Genomic DNA, 17217 nt, shown 5'->3' with positions numbered 1-17217 from the left:
TGCCGGACTACCAGGTGAGCCCCACGCCCGCCTTCTACGCCGACCTCAAGGTCCTCCTGGGCTCGCTTCAGCCGATCCCCAGCAGCCGCCGGGCGTTGCCCGAGTAGACGCCGGCGAGGATCTCGGCCGGCAGGTCGAGAGCGGAGATGCACCAGCGCCCCTGCGGCGGGGGCTCCAGGACCGAGTAGGGGAAGTACTCGTGAGCGGTCTCCAGGAAGCGGAAGTAGATCTCGTAGGTGGCCCGGCGCTGGATGACCTGGTCGGTGCCGAACAGGATCCGGCCGGGATGGCGGAGCACGAGCGCCCGGGTACGCCGCGGCTGGCGGCCGAGCTCGCTGATCCGTGCGGCGATGTCGATGTGGAAGTTGGGATAGGAATCCAGCATCCGCGACACCCAGGCCAGGTCCTCGGCGTTGCATCCGGCGTGCAGCCCGATAAAGATCGTGCGCGGATGCGCGGCCACCAGCGCTTCCAGCGCCGCCATCAGGCGGGGGAAGCGCGGATGGCAGGGGGCGGCGAACGACCAGTCGGGGTGCGCGAGGAGTTCCTCCAGCCGCTCGTTGTGCTCGTCGACCGGCTCGAAGAAGGCCACCGGGTCGGCGACGTGGATGGCGACCGGCACGCTCAGCTCCGCCGCCTGCTCCCAGAGGGGAGCCAGCCGCCGGTCGTCGGGCAGGACCAGCGCGCCGTCGCCGTCGCGCACCGACAACCCCAGGTCCTTCCATACCTTCAGTCCCCGGGCACCGGCCGACACCGAGCGGGCCAGGCTCGCGGCGAGCTGTTCGCCCGGCGCGGGCCCGGTCAGGGCGGTCCAGTCGACGTGACAGTACGTGGCGAAGCGCCCGGGATGGCGGCGGTCGTAACGGTCGAGGTTGGCCTCGAGCTCCGCGCCCCAGCGGCCGTCCAGGTTGACCATCGCCGAGAGGCCCACGGAGTCCATCAAGCCGATCAGCGCGGGCACGTCCGGCGCGGCCCAACGCCCCTCCGTGAGCCAGCGCCCCAGATGCGTGTGCGCGTCCACCGCCGGCGTCGCGGCCCTGGCCGGCGGCGGAGGAAGCGGCGGCAGGCTGGAAACGGGCCGGTAGTCGGACAAGCGCAGATCCCGCATGGACTCCCCGCCCGGTCAGCCGTGTCTCCACGCCCTGCGGATCATGGCGTAGTCGTCGTCGGTGAATGCCTCGCCCGTGGTGTCCAAATGGGTGGCGTACAACAGGCTGGGCACGCCGAGCTCGGGCTGGAGGCTCATGTACTCACGGAACGCGGTCAGGGAGGGCATCGGGTGGCCGTTGGTGTCGATCAGCCATCCAGGGTCGGCCAGGCGGGCCATGGCGGCGCTGTGCCGTGCCTCGCTCACGACGGATTCCGGGAAGCGTGACCAGGGGCTGATGCGCACCATGTCCTGCACGTCGGCCAGGTAGGGGTTGGGCGAGTGTCCGCTCAGAATCGCGTCCGGCCGGATGTCCTTGGCCGTCTCGTAGAGCAGGCTCAGGTACGCACGCGCCGCCTCCAGGCCGAACAGCCGCCCCGAGCCCTCGGGGAAGGCCATGCCGTAGCTTCCGGGCGTGGCCCACATGTGGTCGATTTTGAGCCCGTCGGCGCCGAGCCCGTCAGGGCCGAGCAACGCCCGCACCTGCTGCCTGATGCGCTCGCGCACGGCCGGCAGCGTGATGTCCACGGCCAGCTTCGTTCCGGCGGGCAGGGTGTTCATCGGCAGGTTGCCCTTGGGGGTCTTCGCCCGTCGCCCGGGCCTGTTCGGCAGTCCCAGGCTCACCTCGGGCCGGTAGGTGACGCAGTCGCCCGCCGGTATGTCCTCCGTGTCCCATGGGCTCCACCAGATGAACACGCGCTTGCCCCGCCGGTGCAGAGCCTCGATGAAGCCGGGCAGATCAGGCCAGCGGCCGACGTCCACGTCCTTGAGGCCACCGGAGAGAAACCAGCGGGCGTCCACGACCAGCGTTCCCCACGGAAGGTCGTGGGCGTCCAGCCGGTCGAGCATGTCCCGATAGTTGGCCTGAGCGCAGAGCATGTAGGCGGCGTTGTCCGGTTGCCGCTCCGCCCCGCTGCGCACGCGGAACAGATCGGCCTGGTAGCACTGGTGCCCCCAGCCGGACACGATCGGCCTGCTCCACCACTCCGGCTGCTCCCGGACCGGGCTGGGCACCAGCCCCGAGTCGCGCAACACGTCCACGTAGGCGGCCACGGCCAGCTCGGCGGTGTCGCCGCGGACGATCACCATGTGCGGAGTCAGGTACGTGCCCGTGACCCGAAGGGCTCCCCAGCAGGTGAGGGCGAAGGAGAAGTCGGCGCCGCCGAGATATTCGAAGTCGGAGAACAAGTGCTCACCCGGGCGCACCGCCAGGCCGAACGCCAGCCATTCCCGGCTGGGGTCAGCGGCGACCGCGAAGCACAGCAGCCCAGGATTGGCGATGAGATTGCCCCCGCAGTATTCGCTGTCTCCGGCGACACTGATCTGGGCGTACTCAAATGGTTCGAATTCGCGTCGGCCGTAATAGTTCGGCTCCGGCGAAAAGACCCGTCGAAACGATATGGGCGAGCCCGTCGTATAGGCCCGCACCGGGGTCCGGCCGTAATCGATGAGATGCATCGTCCGGGTCGAGAACGGGCGGTGGTCGCGATCGGATATGACGTCGAAGTACCGGATGCGATCGATCAGTCCTTCGCCGTAGATCTCGGCGTGGAAATCCAGATGTCCGGAATGGATGTCGAGGTGATAGCGCTTACTCCAGAGCGTGCTCTTCGCAGTCCAGTCCAGCCTCTCGTGGGTGCCCTGGTCGGTGACACCGTGCCAGGACGCCGACACGTTGCGGTCGAAGGATTCCAGAGTGTCGGCGTTGACGTCCAGCCGCAGGAACTGACGGAAGCCGTCGAGTCCGATCTCCATGCCCGGCAGTTCCGGGTCGACGGTAACGCGCCAATGGGACCGCAAGAACTCAACCGGATCGCGCATATACCCACCTTGAATCGGGTGCTTGCTGCCGGGCCAGCAAAGTAAACCACAGAACGACCTACCGGAAAAGATGTTGACTTCGCGGTGGATCGGTAGTTCAACGGTGGTAGCAAACGAGCCAGACGGAGCCGCGGATGTCACTCGTTGGAAAATGGGACAGCCTTTATGCCGGGATCATCGAGCCGACGCCCTTCGGCGAAACCACTACCTACGAAATCGGCGCGCGTTTCCTGGCCGACTGCGCGGAGATCGAGGACTGGGGATGCGGCCGGGGCTGGCTGCGGACCTGCCTCGCGCCCGGGCAGCGCTACCGCGGCATCGACGGCTCGCGCACGCCCTTCGCGGACGCCATCGTCGATCTGACCACGTACAAGAGCGACGTCGAGGCGATCTTCCTGCGTCACGTCCTGGAGCACAACCGTGACTGGGCGGCGATCCTCGGCAACGCGGTCGCCTCCTTCCGCCGCAAGCTGGTCGTCGTGTTGTTCACGCCGCTGGCGCCGGAGTTCCTGGAGATCGAGGTCCCGGAGACCATCCCGGTCTACCGCCTGCCCGAGGCAGAGGTCCTGCTGGCCTTCGGCGCCGCAACGGTCCGCCGTACGGACGTGCGGACCGACACCCAGTTCGGCGCGGAGACCGTGTTCTGCATCGAGAAGCCGGAGCCCTCGGCGTGCGCGTCGGCGTCCTGACCGGCGGAAGGTCCCGCGAGCGCGCCCGGTCTCTTCTGTCCGGCAGAGCCGTCCACGCCTCACTGATGCGGCAGGGCGTCGACGCCGTGATGATCGACACCGCCAGCGCCGCCTTCCTGCGACGGCTGGGCACGGTCGACGTCGCGTTCCTGGCCATCGCCGGGCAGTATGCCGAGGACGGCAAGCTGCAGGGGCTGCTGGAGCATCTCAACATGCCGTACACCGGCTCGGGAGTGCTGGCCAGTGCGCTGGCCATGCACAAGTGCGCGGCCAAGGCGATGGTCGGCGCGCACGGCGTGGGCATTCTGCCCGGCCGCCAGTTGGACGACGGCCTGTCGGCGGAGCAACTCGCCGCCGAGCTGACCTCCACCCTGGGGCTGCCGCTCATGCTCAAGCCCGTCTCCGAAGGCGGATCCATCGACATTCACCTGTCCACCACCGAGCCGGAGCTCCTGAGCGCGATCCGCGCGCTGCGCTCCGGCGGACAGCAGCTGTTCGCCGAGCGATTCTGCCCCGGCAGGTCGGTGACCGCGGCCGTCCTGGACCACGAGCCGGGCTTGTGGGTCCCGCCCCTGCTGGAAACCCGTCCCGTCAACGGCTTCTACGACTACCAGACCAAGAACGACCCCGGCAGGTTCACCAATCACTGCCCCGCCGCGCTGCCGGAAAAGGCCGAGGTGCTCATCGCCGAATGGGCACGCGTCGCCCACCGGTCGCTGGGCTGCTGGGGCTACTCCCGCAGCGACTTCGTCGTGGGCGCCGATGGAGAGGTGTGGTGGCTGGAAACCAACACGCTCCCCGGCTTGTCGCGACCGGGGAACCTGGCCACGATGGCCGGGGCCGGTGGACTCGACTACGACGGGCTCGTCTCCTTTGTCCTGTCCACCGCGTTGCGCGCCCCGACCGGCTACCGGGCCTGAGCCCGGACGTGCGGCACAATGACCCGGGGAGCTGCCCGGCCTGGGCGAAGCGCCCGGACCACTGCAAGCCGGGCTCAATCCCTGCGCAAGGCGCCCCCCTTAGTGTCGCAGCGTGTTCAAACGACTGGTCCTCGGCGCCGCCCTCACTGCGGCTGCGACACTGACGCTCTCCTCCACCGGCTCCGCCCTGGCCGCTCCCGTCTCGGCCGGGACGCCCGCGCCCGGCAAGGTGGCGAACAAGCTGTTCCACGCCTGGCTGGCCGCCGACCGCACGGCCGCGGCGAAGGCGGCCACCCCCACCGCGGTCAAGACGATCTTCACTTACGTCTACCGCGCGCCCGACCGCTTCGACGGCTGCTCCAGCAACGTGTGCCGGTTCGTGCACACAAGCGTGCGCGTGCCCGGCGGCCTTGACGGCATCGCGATGGTGGTCACCGGCTCGAAGGTCAGCAAGGTCTACCTGTCGCGGCACATCACCGAGCCATCCACCGTGGCCAAGCACCTCTTCGCCGCCTGGAAGCGCGGCGACGAGTACGGCGGCCTCGAGGTCGCCACCTCCACCACAGTGCAGAAGCTGTTCAAGGTCAAGTACGACCCGCGCGGCGCCACCCACTTCTTCCAGGGCTGCAGCAAGGAGCCGCAGGGCTACTCGTGCGCCTACTCCTATGAGGGCGGTGCGATGCTGATGCACGTGCGCGGCTCCAGGACCACCGGCTACGAGGTTCGCTCGATCTCCTACCTGGCCGACTGAGGGGGCGCCGCGCCATCCGGATCGGCGCGGGATGTGATCGTCGTTCAGGAGGAGTGGACTTGTGCCGCTGCGGTCCTGTGGTGTGCTGGCCGGGCGCGCGGTCGACCGGCGTCGCGAAGGGGGCGCGGACACCCCGCGCTGCCAGATCCACCTCACCGACGCCGCAGGGACCGATGACAGGGTGGCGGTGAACGTGCAATCGCAGCAGGCCCCCTCCGAGCTGCCGTACCCGGTGGCCGAGGACTTCCGCCACCCCGTCGTCCAGCTGCTTCCGGCCAAGGCAACAGCGGCCGGTTCCGGTCCGACGACCGGGTCTGGCAGGACGGTGGCCTGCTGCTCCATTTCCCTGGCGCATCGCGGTGGGCCGCCATCTTCCTCGCCTTCCAATCCCCGGCCTGGCACACCGACGACCGCACCGGGGACGCCATCGAGACCGCGCCCGCCCGGCCCGCCGGCGGCGAAGAACCGGCGCGGATTGTGGCCGCGCTGGTCAACCCTGACGGACCGGCGCCCGAGCGCGAGACCGTCACACCGATCAACACCCCGCCCGATCCGATCGACTTGCAGGGCCGGCACCTGGCAGACCGGCCGGGCCGCTCGCGGCCGGGGCCACCCTGGTGGTGCCGGTCAGCGAAGCGCTGCAGCCGGGCAACAACGGCGGCGCGATCACCCTAGGGCAGGAACACGCCGGGCGTGCCACGGACCCGTGTGGAGATGCGAAGCCCATCCCGGGTCGCCTCTCGATTGACTGCCGCGTGGAGTCGCTCTCTGTCATCAGGTAACCGCCGATCAGCCGTACCGGCTGCAGACTTTACTCATCGGGCGGCGTTTCATACGGGAACACTGCGTCACGTTCCGCTACCCTCCCCACCGCAACCTGCCACCGCGGACCTACACAGGAGGACACCCGACGATGCCGATTGACCCGTTGATGTCAGAACGGTTCCCACGGACCTCCCGCTACAACCCGGACTGGATCCGCTCCAGCGTCAGCGGCGGGGCCAACTCGCTGTGGCTGGCCGAGTGGCTCACCGAGGCGATGTCGTTGGGGCCCGGCATGCGGGTGCTGGATCTGGGTTGCGGCCGGGGCGCCTCGTCGATCTTCCTGTACCGCGAGTACGACGTCCAGGTATGGGCCACCGACCTGTGGTTCAGCCCCGACGAACGCATGCAACGCATCTACGACGCCGGCGCCGAGCACGCGGCGTTCCCCATCCACGCCGACGCCCGAGCCCTGCCGTTCGCCGCGGGCTTCTTCGATGCCGTCGTCAGCATCGACTCGTTCGTCTACTACGGCACCGACGATCTGTACCTGAACTATCTGGCCAGGTTCGTCCGGCCGGGCGGGCAGATCGGCATCGCCGGTGCCGGACTGGTCCAGGAGATCGACGGACCGACTCCCGAGCACCTGGCGGCGTGGTGGGAGCCGAGCATGGCCAACCTGCACTCGGCCGAGTGGTGGCGCCGCCACTGGGATCGCAGCGGTGTCGCCCAGGTGGACGTGGCCGACACGATGGCCGACGGGTGGAAGTACTGGCTGGAATGGCAGCGGGCGATCGCACCGGACAACCAGGTGGAAATCGACGCCCTCACCGCCGATGGCGGACGCCACCTCGGCTATGTGCGCGCGGTCGCCCGTCGCCGGCCGGACGTCGCACTCGACGAGCCCATCTCCTCGGTCCCCGTCACGTATGTCAAGCGGCCCCTGTACCGCCCCCGGACGAGGACCAATAGGCTCGACGCCGGCATTTGATGGATGCCTCGCCCGCCCGACCGACCGGACTTCAGGGCGGGCGAGGTCTCGGTTGACACCCCGCCGTTTCAGCAGGTTGCGAGGCCGACCCGAGTGTCGTTGCCGCGGTCTCCCCTCGCCGGAAACCGCATCCGTCGCAGACTCGCCGTCCTCGGGCTGGTTCTGCACCGAACGCATCGTGTTCGCGTAGCTCTCTGCCTCGACGTCGCCCTTGACGGCGTGCGCGAGGAGCGTGATGTGCTCCATCACAGAACGCTCGCCCTCATCGACCAGGCGCGCCGCCGGCTTCGGCGCGCAGGGGGTGGTTTCCGAACGAATGATCCACCCTCCTGGGGACATATGATCGTTTCAGCAGGTATTTGCCCGATTGTCGGAAGGCCTCCATGACCCACCCCCTCAGTCGGCGGTCCGCCCTTCTGGGCGCCGCGGCCTTAACCGGCCTCTCCCTGTGGGAGCGACCGGCCGAGGCGGTCGGCGCCGCCGCGTTCGACGCCGCGCGCGAGCGGTGGGTGAGCCTGCTGGCCGGCGGGTCGTACGACGCCGCGTACGCCGACAAGACGCAGGCGGTCGAAGGCTCGGCCAACGCGGTGCTGCGCAAGCTGAAACTCACCCCCGGCGCCCCGAGCCTGTGGCCCGACCTGCCGCTCGGAGACCCCCGGACGGGCAACTTCAACCGCGCCTACAACCGCATGCGCACGCTGGCGCTGGGCTGGGCCACGCCGGGCACCGCCCTGCACAGGAACGCGCAGGTCGCCGAGACCGCGATCAGCGCGCTGGACTTCCTGTACGAGCACGCCTACCGCGAAGGGCTCGACCGGCGGGGCAGCAACTGGTACTGGTGGGAGATCGGCGTCCCCCGCGCGCTGACCGACACCTGCGCCCTGATGTACGACGGCCTGCCCAAGGACCGCATCGAGCGCTGGCTGCGCCCGTTACGCCGCTGGTGCCCCGACCCGGAACGCCGCGTCAGCCACCCCGGCGTCGTCGAGACCGGCGCCAACCGGGCGGGCAAGGCCATGGCGGTGGCGATGCGCGGCTTGCTCACCCACGACGCACGCCTGGTCAAGCGGGCCAGGGACGCCGTCTCCGATCTGCTGCGGCGGACCAAGGGCCCGGGCGACGGCTTCTACCGTGACGGGTCGTTCATCCAGCACGACGTGTTCCCCTACACCGGCAGCTACGGCGTGGACTATCTGGACAGCGTGGCCAAGCTGATCGCCATGCTCGCGAAGTCACCGTGGGAGATCGGCGGAATCGGGAACGTCTACGACATCGTGGACCGCTCGTTCACGCCGTTCATCTTCGACGGGCTGATGATGGACTGCGTACGCGGCCGGCAGATCTCGGTGCAGGGCCACCGCGACTACCACTCGGGGCAGAAGGCGGTCGAGGCCATCCTCACCTTGCTGGAGGCGGCGCCCGAACGCTATGCCCAGCGCTGGCGGCCGCTGGTGAAGGGCTGGCTCACCCGCAACCAGGCCATCCCGTACGACACGCTCGCGCCGCTGCCGAGCATCGCGGGGGCCAAGGCCCTGCTGGCGGACCCGTCGGTGCCGGTCGGTCCGCGTCCGACGGGCACGTACGTCTTCGCGGACATGGACCGGGTCGTGCACCACCGTCCCACCTGGGCCTTCGCGATCGCGATGAGCTCGGAGCGCATCGGCGCGGCCGAGGCCATGAACCTGGAGAACCTGCACGGCTGGTACACCGGCGACGGCATGACCTACCTCTACACCGGCGACCTCACCCACTGGAACGACGACCTGTGGCCCACGATCGACCCGTACCGGCTGCCGGGCACGACGGTCGACACCCGCAGACGCGCCGAGCTCCGGCACGGCAAGCGTCGCCTGCCGCCCACCCCGTGGGCGGGCGGCGTGGCGCTCGACGGCGAGTACGGCGTGGCGGCCATGAGGCTGATCGCCGACGGCTCCTCGCTGCGGGCCAGGAAGGCGTGGTTCCTCCTCGATGACGCGGTGATCGCCCTCGGCTCCGGCATCACCGCCTCCGACGGCCGCCGCATCGAGACCGTCGTGGAGAACCGCAACACCCACGACAGTCATCCGCCGCTGACCCAGGGCGACGGCTGGGTCCACCTCTGCGGGGTGGCCGGCTACGCGCTGCTCGACGGCGTCAAGGCGAAGGTGATCCGCGGGAAGCGTACCGGCCGCTGGCGGGACATCGACAAGGGCGCCACCACCGGAGGCGACGACACCCCCGTCACCAGGCACTACACGACGATCCTCGTCGACCACGGCGTAGATCCGCGCAGGGCGCGCTACGCCTATGCCGTGCTCCCCGACGCCTCCGTCGCCCAGACCGCGGCGTACGGCGGGCGGGTCGAGATCCTCGCGAACTCCCGCACGGTGCAGGCCATTTCCCGCGACGGCGTGCTCGCCGCCGTCTTCTGGCGCGCGGGGACCGTCGAGACCGCGGACGGCCCGCTCTCCGCCGACGGCCCCTGCACGCTGCTGATCCGCCGCGACCAGAAGCGGGTACGGCTGGCGGTCTCGGACCCGTCCAGGACCGCCGACGAGGTGAAGATCACGCTGCCCTGGCCGGTGAAATCGGTCAAGGAGAGCGACCGCAGCGTGCGCAAGTCCAAGAAAGCGGTCAAGGTGGAGGTCGGCGGCAGCCGCGGGCACGCCCACACCGCTGTGGTGCGCGTCTGAAACCTCCGGGGTCAGCCCATGGGCTGATCACCGCCGGTGTGGCACGATGCGAATGGGCACACTGACCGGGCGGAGCCGCCATGAAGGCCCCGGAACGGATCTACGCCGGTGCGGCGGTGGCCGCCGGCGTGGTCGTGCTGGTCGTCGTGCTCCGGTTCGGCGGCGCGATCCAGCCGGAGCTCCCGGGGCTGCCCACCGCCGGGCCGGTCACCGTGTGGGGGCTGCCGCTGGTCCGGTTCTGCTACGACTTGTGCGCGCTCGCCTGTGTCGGAACGCTCACGGCGGCCGCCCTCGCCCCGACCGGTACGAAAGAGTCCGAGGCGTGCCTGCGCGCGGCCGGCTGGTGGGCGCTCGGCTGGACCTTCGCCGCGCTGCTGAGCTACGTGCTGACCCTGTCCAACCTCATCCCCCTGCCCGTCGCGGACCTGCTCGGGGCCCCTGACCTGCTGCGGTTCGGCACGGCGCTGCCGCAGACGCGGGCCCTGCTGTGGGTCCCGGCCGTGGCGGCGCTGGCGGCCGTCTCCTCGCGGCTGCGGACGCTGCCCGCCTGGGTACGCCCGATGATCGCCGCCGTCGGGCTGTTGCCGCCCGCGTACGTGGGGCATGCCGCCTCCGCCGGTGACCACGACATCGCCGTGTCCGCGTTGATGTCGCACCTGGTCTCGGTCTCCATCTGGGTCGGCGGCCTGGCCGCGGTGCTCGTCCACTTCCGCCGCTCCGAACACCTTCCGACGGTGTTGCCCCGCTTCAGCACGCTCGCCCTCTGCTGCTTCGCCGCCGTCGCCGTCTCCGGCGTTGCCGGCGCCTGGGTGCGGCTCGGCAGCCCGTCCGACCTCTGGCAGAGCACCTACGGGCAACTCCTGGTGGCCAAGGCCGTGGCGCTCGTGACGCTGGGCCTGTTCGGCTGGACGCATCGCCGCCGCACCGTCGCGGGCGTCGCCGACCGGACCGTACGCCACACCTTCGTTCGGCTGGCGACCGGCGAGCTGACCGTGATGGCGGCGGTCATCGGGCTGGCCGTCGGCCTGTCCCGCACCCCACCACCGCCAGGCAGCGGCGGCGGCCACGACCACCTCGTCCTGGAGTACCCGCTCGCCCCCTTCACCCCAAGCGCACTGATCACCGAGGTCCGCCTGGACCCGACCGTCCTGCTGCTCCTGGCGCTGCCCGCCGTCGCCTACCTGGTCGGCGTGCGCCGGGCCGCGTCGTGGCCGGTCGGACGTACGGTCGCCTGGTGCGCGGGGGTGGCGCTCATGGCGCTGGTGCTGCTCGGCGGCGTGGGCGGGTACGCGCGGGCGATGCTGTCGGCGCAGGTCCTGCAGCACGTCGTGCTCACCGCCGTCGCCCCGCTCCTGCTCTGCCTGGGCGCGCCGCTCACCCTGGCCGCGTCCTTACGCGAGGACCTCGAACTCCCCGCCCGCCGCCTGACCCACCCTGCCTTCCTCCTCGCCGTCTACCCGGTCGCTTTCCTGCTGCTGTACGCCACGCCGTGGCTCCCATGGTCCCTGTCCGGCTACGCCCAGCACCTGCTCACCCAGGTCCTGTTCGTCGGCCTCGGCCTGCTGACCTTCTGGGTGCCGGCGGGTGTCGACCCGCTCCCCCGCCCGTTTCCTTGGGCCGTCCGCGCCCGGCTGCTGGCCGCCGTCGCCTTGACTCATCTGGCTCTGGGCGCGTTCCTGCTGCTCGGGCCGCCGGTCGCGAACGACTGGTTCTCCCTCGCGGCCCCGCCCGGCGTCCCGGACCTCCTCGCCGACCAGCGGCTCGCCGGAGCCGTGGCCATGCTCCTTCCGCTGCCCGTGTTCGCTCTCCTGGCCGTACGCATGGCCTGGCTCAGGCAGGCGGCGCTCGCCCGCGTACGGACGAGCCCGCCCTTGAAGTGACCGCGCTCTGTCAGTGCCGGGCCGTGTGCATCAGGCGCAGCGCCGCCTCGGCCGTCTCATACCGCCAGGCGGCCACGACGTGGTCGAACCCATGTGCCTGGTCCCGCTGCCTGCGCAGGCTGCGGATGATCGGCTCGATGCGCGCCGCCTGCGCGTCCAGCAGCGGGCGCGGGTCCGCGCCGGATCGCTGGAGCAGAGCGAACTTGATCAGGAACTCGGTACGGATGTCGCGGATGTGCTCGACCGGGCATATCAGCCAGCCGTTCACGGCCAAGGTCCCGGCCGACGTGGCGGTGAATACCGTACGCTGTGGACCGCCCTGCCCCCGCTCCTTTCCGCACGGCTCGATGAGAGACAGGTCGGTGAGCCGATCGAGCGCACGGTAGACCCGAGGCCGCGGCACCTGCCAGATCGCGCCGACGGCACCGGTGGGAGCGGTGAGCCTCGCGACGGCGAAGCCGTACGTGGGCCCCTCCGCCACGAGCGCGAGCACGATCCACTCGGTGAGCGACAGCGCGCGAGGATTCACACGCTCAAGGGTAGGGCCAGTCGCGGGCGTCAGAGGGTCGCCAAGTAGTCTCGCATGAACTAGCCACGGCTGCGGAGGACTGCTCTGTGAGGGAGAACGAGGCCGGCACCTTAGGGTGCCGCCAGGGATGAGACCCGTCCCGAACGCCATCTGCGTCGGCGGCCCGCACGACGGCATGCTGACCCGCATCGACCAGGACGTCGGCGTCGTGGAGGTCTTCGCGTTCGAGGCTGACGGCTCGACGCGCGGCGCCCCCTATCGGGTCACGGCGGGTCGTGTCCACCATCCTTCGTGTGCCGCCCCGTTCGTCGTGCTCAGCTGGGTCGAGCCCGCCCACGGCCAGCTCTGAGTTCGCGGCACGCCGCCGCTGGCATGCCATGACTTCTGCCTTCCACGAGCCCCGCAGCCTGGTCCTCCTGGGATCGGCGGGATCCATCGGCACCCAGGCGATCGAGTCCTGGCCGGCGACCTGCCGTTCCTCGAGATCATCGACACGGTGGAGCGCGTGATGGACGAGCACGACCAGATCGCCGGCGAGGCGATGACGGTCGAAGCGGTCCTGGCCGCCGAGACCCGGGCCCGCCAACGGGCCAGGGAACTGACCGGCCGGTCATGAGAAGGGGTGGGCGCGGCCGGCGGCGTGCAGGTTCCCGCCTGGCAGCGCGCCGCCCGCGCCCACCCCTCGTTTCCCGGGTCCGCCAATCCCGAGCCCGGGAGGTCCTCTACAGCTGGGTGCGCACCGCCTTCACCCCGGTGTACGCCTCCAGCACTTCGTGACCCATCTCCCGACCCCAGCCGGACTGCTTGTAGCGGCCGAACGGCAGGGCCGCGTCGAAGACGTTGTAGCAGTTGATCCAGACGGTGCCCGCCCGGAGCTTGCTCGCCAGGACGTGCGCCTTGGAGATGTCGCGGGTCCAGATGCCCGCGCCGAGACCGTAATGATCAACGTGGCCCGCACGGCGCGTTCGACGTCCTCGGCGTCGGCCTCGACCTGGGCGAGCGGCCGGCCGGTGGCGGGGTTCGGGGTGGCGAAGGTCCTGCCGGAGGCGGCGTCCACCCACCGGCCGTCGATGAAGAGCTGCCGAGGCGTCGCCACGAAGTCTTCGACGCTCTTGTCCAAGGTCACCGTCATCAGCGTCGGCTTCCTGTCGATGAACGTGCGCTCGCCCGGGGCCTGGCTTGGCCGACCGAGCCGGCGCTTGGTAGTCCTCATGAGACTACTGACGGCGTAAGAAGGCAAGAGGCGTGGGCACTCACAAGCGGCGTCGGTAGCCGTCTTTCCATCTCATCCGCCATGAGGAAGCTGATTCCACCTCGCAGATGAGTACTGCGTTTCCGGGCCGCGGCGCCACAAGCCCGGTGTGCGCCGACGACCGGCTATGAGTCCAGGCCGCACGAGCATGGCGGGTCTGCCCAGTGCAGGGCGATGTACGGCTCGGCCTGGCCGAAGTAGCGCACCCGTTCGCGGGTGATGCGGTAGCGGGCGCACGTCTCGGGCTCGTCCGGTGAGAGGCGCGGCACGGGGACGGTCAGGATGCCGATGTCCTGGTCGACGTGGGTGAGGAGACCGTGGCAGGGTCCGCCGAGGCAGATGGCGTTGCAGTCGTGGCGGCCGTCGGGCGGGAGCTCGGTCATGCGGGGTGGGCGTGGGTCTCGGCGGCCTTGACCGAGGCCCGGATCTGCCGGCCGGGGGTCAGGTCGAGGTCGGCGACGGCAGGCGGGAAGGCGACGAACGCGGGCCCGTCGAGCCGTTCGGAGGTGAGCCCGGGGAGCCCACCACGCGGACCCGCCGGACGCCCGGGGAGCCCACCACGCGGACCCGCCGGACGCCCGGGGAGACCGGCACGCGGAGCGGCCGGACGCCCGGCGAGCCCGCCACGCGGGCCCGCCGAATCGTGCTGCTCCGGTGCCAAAGAGCTCATCCCGGATCAGGGGGCCTCGAAGCCGGCCTTGGTCAGCACGTCCTTGCCCTGCTGCGACACCACCAGGTCCACGAACTGCTTGGCCAGGTCACCCGCGGGAGCCTTGGCCAGGGTGGCGATCGGATAGTCGTTGATCGCCTTGTCGGCCTCGGGGAAGGCGATGCCCTGGACCTTGCCCGCCGACGCGATCACGTCGGTCTTGTAGACCAGCGCCGCGTCCACCTCGCCCAGTTCGACCTTGGTCAGCGTGGCCTTGACGTCCTGCTCCAGCGTCACCGGCTTGACCTTGAGCCCGGCCGCGTCCAGCGCCTTGATCGCCGCCGCCCCGCACGGCACCTGCTCGGCGCACAAGGCCACCTTCACCTTGCTGTCGGCCAGATCCTTCAGCTCGTCCACCTTGGCCGGATTGTCCTTCGGCACGGCGATCTCCAGCTTGTTGCGCACGAACGTGGTCGGCGAGCTCGCCAGCGACGCGTCGGTCACCGTCTTCATCGTGGCCGGGCTCGCCGCGGCGAACACGTCCGCCGGAGCCCCTTGGGTGATCTGCTGGGCCAGCGTCGCGCTGGAGCCGAAGTTGAACTTCACCGTCGTACCCGGGTGCGCGGCCTCGAAGGTCTTGCCGAGCTCGGTGAACGTCCCGGTCAGCGACGCCGCCGCGAACACCGTCACCTCCTTGGCCCCGCCACCGGCGGCCGGGGCCGACGAGGCCCCGGCCGTGGACGTGGCCGGTCCGCCGGAGCCGCAGCCGGCCAGGCCCGCCAGCGCGAATGCGACGGGCAGGGCGATCGCCCATCGGGAAAGACGCCTGAACTCCACAGGGGGCTCCTCACAAGTAACTGGCCACGCGCTCGTGACCGGGAATCTCCACGACGACGTTGGTGGACTTGATCACGGCGACCGCCACCACCCCCACCTCCAGGCCCAGCTCGTCCGCGGCCTGGCGGCTCATCAGCGACACCACCCGGAACGGCCCGGCGGCGATCTCCACCTGCGCCATCACCGCATCGCGGATCACCTCGGTCACGATCCCGCGGAAGCGGTTGCCGTCGCCGCTCTCCTCGATCTGCGAGCGGGCGAAGGCGGCCAGGTCGGCGCCGTTCACCTGCCGATGACCGTGCTCGTCCCGCCCGGCCCCCAGCCGACCCGCGTCCACCCACCGGCGGACCGTGTCGGAGCTGACCCCGAGCAACGCCGCGGCCTCGCTGATCCGAAACGTCGTCACAAGCTCTCACGATACCTTCCGCACATTCGAGCCTGAATACCCGACTTCCGCCGCAGCAGCGGCATGATCTAGGGTTCTGCCATGGCATCCACGAGATCGGAGAGCACCCTCGTGAGTATCGGTTCACCCCGCCGCCGGGCCGTCGCGTCCGCGCTCGCCACCGTCCTGCTGGCCACGCTCACGCCCACCGCCCCGGCCACGGCCGCGACCGCCGCCGGCCCCGCCTCCGTCCGGCAGGCCCCCGCCGGGACGGTCAAGGTGCGCGGCCAGGTCGACCGTCCGCGCTCGTTCACCATGGCGCGGCTGCGCGGCCTGCCGCAGCACACCGTCCGCGTGCGCTACCAGACCTCCCACGGCGCGGAGAAGCACACCTTCACCGGCCCGCTGCTGTCCGACGTCCTCCAGCTCACCGAGCCGCGCATCGACCCCGACGTCAAGAACGCGCAGCTACGCCTGGTCGTCACCGCCACCGGCTCCGACGGCTACCGCGCCGCACTGGCCTGGGCCGAGCTCGACCCGGCCTTCTCCGGCAAGAAGGTGCTGCTCGCCGTCACCCAGGACGGCGCGAAACTGGACAAGGAAGGCCCGCGCCTGGTCGTGCCCGGCGACGTCAAGGGTGGCCGCTACGTCAGCGGCGTCGTACGCCTCCACGTCGGCGACACGGACGCACTCGACCCCGCCTGACCGGCCCCTCGCCCGACCGGAACGCCCATGTCACGACGACTGCTGCGGTGGGCCGGTGTGCTGCTGGCCGCCGGCTCCGCCATCGCCATGACCGGGTACCTGCTCACCGTGGACCGGGCCGACCCGCGCGTCAGCGCGCTGGGCGCCCTGCTGGGCCTGGCCGGACTCGCGCTCGCCGCCCACGCCCGGCCCGATCGACGCGACGACGACTCCTGAACGGCACACCGACGAGGCGCGCCGCCCGTACCAGGTCAAGATCGAACGCCGCGCGCTGACGCGAAGGCCGCCGGTCAGGCGCCGCCCGGCTCGGCGGTCCGCTCCCACAGCGACTTCATCTCGGCGAACCCCTGCTCCATGATCCCCACCATGGCCTCCCGGGCCCGCTCGCCGTCGCGCCGCTGGATCGCCTGGGCCACGTCGGTGTGCAGCTGCAGCGCCTCCTCGTCCGGGTAGTGAGGCATCAGGTGGTAGTGGTGCCGGCCGGCCAGCACCTCGGCCACGATCAGCTGCAGTTTCGCGAACATCTCGTTGCCGGAGGCGGCCAGCACCCGCCGGTGGAAGTCGATGTCCAGGTCGAGGAAGCGGGCCTCGTCGCCGGCCTTCCCGGCGGCCCACATCTTGGCCGCGAGCCCGACCAGCTCGCTCGCCTCGTCGTGGTCGACCCGCCCGGCGGCCAGCCAGGCGGCGTACGGCTCGATCGCGGTCCGCAGCTCGGTGATCGAGCGCAGTTGCGCCATCCGCCCCTCCGAGGCGAGCCGCCAGCGGATCACCTGCGGATCGAAGACGCTCCACACCCCGGGAGGCTGGATCATGATCCCGACCCGGCGCCGGGTCTCGATGAGCCCCATGGACGCGAGCACCCGCAGCACCTCGCGGATCACCGAGCGGGAGACCTGGTAGCGGTCGACCAGGTCTTCGATGCTCAGGACCGAGCCGGCGGCCACGTCGCCGCTGCAGATGGCGGTGCCGAGGTGGTCGAGGACCCGTGCGTGCAACCCAGCCTCCGCAAGGGCGGGCCGAGTGGGGGCGGCCCCCGGGGAGGACTGATTCACGGCATAGAACATATCAGTTGAAGGCTGACTCTTGAATAAGTCAGCTTTTTTGTCCTAGCATCCCGGCATTAAGCAGATGTTACGAGCATGTGGCGCTCTTCCGGGGGGCGGCGACCATGCCAGGAAGGCGGGATTGACGTGCGACGTCGAGCGATATTCGGTACATCTCTGGCCG

19 protein-coding genes and 1 pseudogene are annotated in these 17217 nt (G+C 70.4%); 11 read left to right on the top strand and 9 right to left on the bottom strand.

The annotated features are described in order from the left end of the window. Positions 1-67 precede the first annotated feature (67 nt). Both AB0J87_RS41410 and AB0J87_RS41405 read right to left on the bottom strand, forming a co-directional pair. A complete protein-coding gene (locus AB0J87_RS41410; protein WP_363975361.1) occupies positions 68-1108 on the bottom strand; it encodes an amidohydrolase family protein in 1041 nt (346 codons plus the stop codon). 15 nt (positions 1109-1123) lie between these two features. Next, positions 1124-3109, bottom strand: a complete 1986-nt coding sequence (locus tag AB0J87_RS41405; RefSeq protein WP_363975358.1) for a TIM-barrel domain-containing protein — start codon at positions 3107-3109, stop codon at positions 1124-1126. Here AB0J87_RS41405 and AB0J87_RS41400 point away from each other — a divergent pair. The 8 genes and pseudogenes from AB0J87_RS41400 to AB0J87_RS41365 all read left to right on the top strand — a co-directional run bounded on the left by AB0J87_RS41400 (position 3103) and on the right by AB0J87_RS41365 (position 11633). Then, entirely contained in the window at positions 3103-3657 is a 555-nt protein-coding gene (locus AB0J87_RS41400; protein ID WP_363975355.1) for a hypothetical protein, read from the top strand. The two genes, AB0J87_RS41405 and AB0J87_RS41400, sit on opposite strands and share 7 nt — an antisense overlap. After that, positions 3639-4577 carry a D-alanine--D-alanine ligase gene (locus AB0J87_RS41395; protein WP_363975352.1) on the top strand — a complete coding sequence of 313 codons (939 nt, stop codon included), beginning with the start codon at positions 3639-3641 and terminating at the stop codon, positions 4575-4577. The genes AB0J87_RS41400 and AB0J87_RS41395 overlap by 19 nt, the downstream gene beginning before the upstream one ends. Positions 4578-4689: 112 nt before the next feature. After that, positions 4690-5328, top strand: coding sequence for a hypothetical protein (locus AB0J87_RS41390; RefSeq protein ID WP_363975349.1), 639 nt, complete (start codon positions 4690-4692; stop codon positions 5326-5328). A 61-nt stretch (positions 5329-5389) separates the two neighbouring features. Further along, a pseudogene (locus AB0J87_RS41385) lies at positions 5390-5545 on the top strand (DUF2278 family protein); the annotation flags it as partial. Next, a complete protein-coding gene (locus tag AB0J87_RS41380) occupies positions 5527-6003 on the top strand; it encodes a DUF2278 family protein (RefSeq protein ID WP_363975893.1) in 477 nt (158 codons plus the stop codon). The pseudogene AB0J87_RS41385 and the gene AB0J87_RS41380, both read left to right, overlap by 19 nt. 256 nt (positions 6004-6259) lie before the next feature. Next, positions 6260-7081: a class I SAM-dependent methyltransferase gene (locus AB0J87_RS41375; protein WP_363975346.1), complete on the top strand. Its 822-nt coding sequence runs from the start codon at positions 6260-6262 to the stop codon at positions 7079-7081. A gap of 383 nt (positions 7082-7464) precedes the next feature. Beyond that, positions 7465-9753, top strand: coding sequence for a polysaccharide lyase 8 family protein (locus AB0J87_RS41370; protein WP_363975343.1), 2289 nt, complete (start codon positions 7465-7467; stop codon positions 9751-9753). Between the two features lie 80 nt (positions 9754-9833). After that, entirely contained in the window at positions 9834-11633 is a 1800-nt protein-coding gene (locus AB0J87_RS41365; protein WP_363975340.1) for a cytochrome c oxidase assembly protein, read from the top strand. Positions 11634-11643: 10 nt separating this feature from the next. On the opposite strand, the gene AB0J87_RS41360 is transcribed toward AB0J87_RS41365, so the two are convergent. Continuing rightward, on the bottom strand, positions 11644-12162 hold the full coding sequence (locus AB0J87_RS41360; protein ID WP_363975337.1) for a helix-turn-helix transcriptional regulator: 519 nt from the start codon (positions 12160-12162) through the stop codon (positions 11644-11646). 127 nt (positions 12163-12289) lie between these two features. Between AB0J87_RS41360 and AB0J87_RS41355 the strand changes: the two genes are divergently transcribed. Then, positions 12290-12511 (top strand): hypothetical protein, encoded by a 222-nt coding sequence (locus tag AB0J87_RS41355; protein ID WP_363975334.1) that lies wholly within the window; start codon positions 12290-12292, stop codon positions 12509-12511. A 373-nt stretch (positions 12512-12884) separates the two neighbouring features. Here the strand turns inward: AB0J87_RS41355 and AB0J87_RS41350 are convergent, their stop codons facing one another. From AB0J87_RS41350 to AB0J87_RS41330, 5 genes are all read right to left on the bottom strand, one after another. Continuing rightward, the gene (locus AB0J87_RS41350) at positions 12885-13223 is read right to left on the bottom strand and encodes an aldehyde dehydrogenase family protein (RefSeq protein ID WP_363975331.1); all 339 of its coding nucleotides are present in this window, start codon (positions 13221-13223) and stop codon (positions 12885-12887) included. Positions 13224-13539: 316 nt separating this feature from the next. Then, positions 13540-13797, bottom strand: a complete 258-nt coding sequence (locus AB0J87_RS41345; protein ID WP_363975328.1) for a hypothetical protein — start codon at positions 13795-13797, stop codon at positions 13540-13542. After that, positions 13794-14084, bottom strand: a complete 291-nt coding sequence (locus AB0J87_RS41340; protein ID WP_363975325.1) for a hypothetical protein — start codon at positions 14082-14084, stop codon at positions 13794-13796. Before AB0J87_RS41340 ends, AB0J87_RS41345 begins: the two co-directional genes overlap by 4 nt. 6 nt (positions 14085-14090) lie before the next feature. Beyond that, entirely contained in the window at positions 14091-14900 is an 810-nt protein-coding gene (gene modA, locus AB0J87_RS41335; RefSeq protein WP_355199813.1) for a molybdate ABC transporter substrate-binding protein, read from the bottom strand. A gap of 10 nt (positions 14901-14910) precedes the next feature. Beyond that, a complete protein-coding gene (locus AB0J87_RS41330) occupies positions 14911-15306 on the bottom strand; it encodes a helix-turn-helix domain-containing protein (protein ID WP_363975322.1) in 396 nt (131 codons plus the stop codon). 81 nt (positions 15307-15387) lie between these two features. Between AB0J87_RS41330 and AB0J87_RS41325 the strand changes: the two genes are divergently transcribed. Further along, a complete protein-coding gene (locus AB0J87_RS41325; RefSeq protein ID WP_363975319.1) occupies positions 15388-15990 on the top strand; it encodes a molybdopterin-dependent oxidoreductase in 603 nt (200 codons plus the stop codon). 27 nt (positions 15991-16017) lie between these two features. Further along, complete coding sequence (locus tag AB0J87_RS41320; RefSeq protein WP_363975316.1) at positions 16018-16206, top strand: hypothetical protein; 189 nt, start codon at positions 16018-16020, stop codon at positions 16204-16206. A gap of 74 nt (positions 16207-16280) precedes the next feature. Here the strand turns inward: AB0J87_RS41320 and AB0J87_RS41315 are convergent, their stop codons facing one another. Further along, positions 16281-16985, bottom strand: a complete 705-nt coding sequence (locus tag AB0J87_RS41315) for an FCD domain-containing protein (protein ID WP_350735496.1) — start codon at positions 16983-16985, stop codon at positions 16281-16283. Positions 16986-17217: the final 232 nt, after the last annotated feature.

The organism is Nonomuraea sp. NPDC049625 (assembly GCF_040675285.1).
Lineage (GTDB): Bacteria > Actinomycetota > Actinomycetes > Streptosporangiales > Streptosporangiaceae > Nonomuraea > Nonomuraea angiospora_A.
The sequence above is the reverse complement of the archived record's forward strand: the minus strand, read 5'-3'. Positions and strand labels throughout refer to the sequence as shown.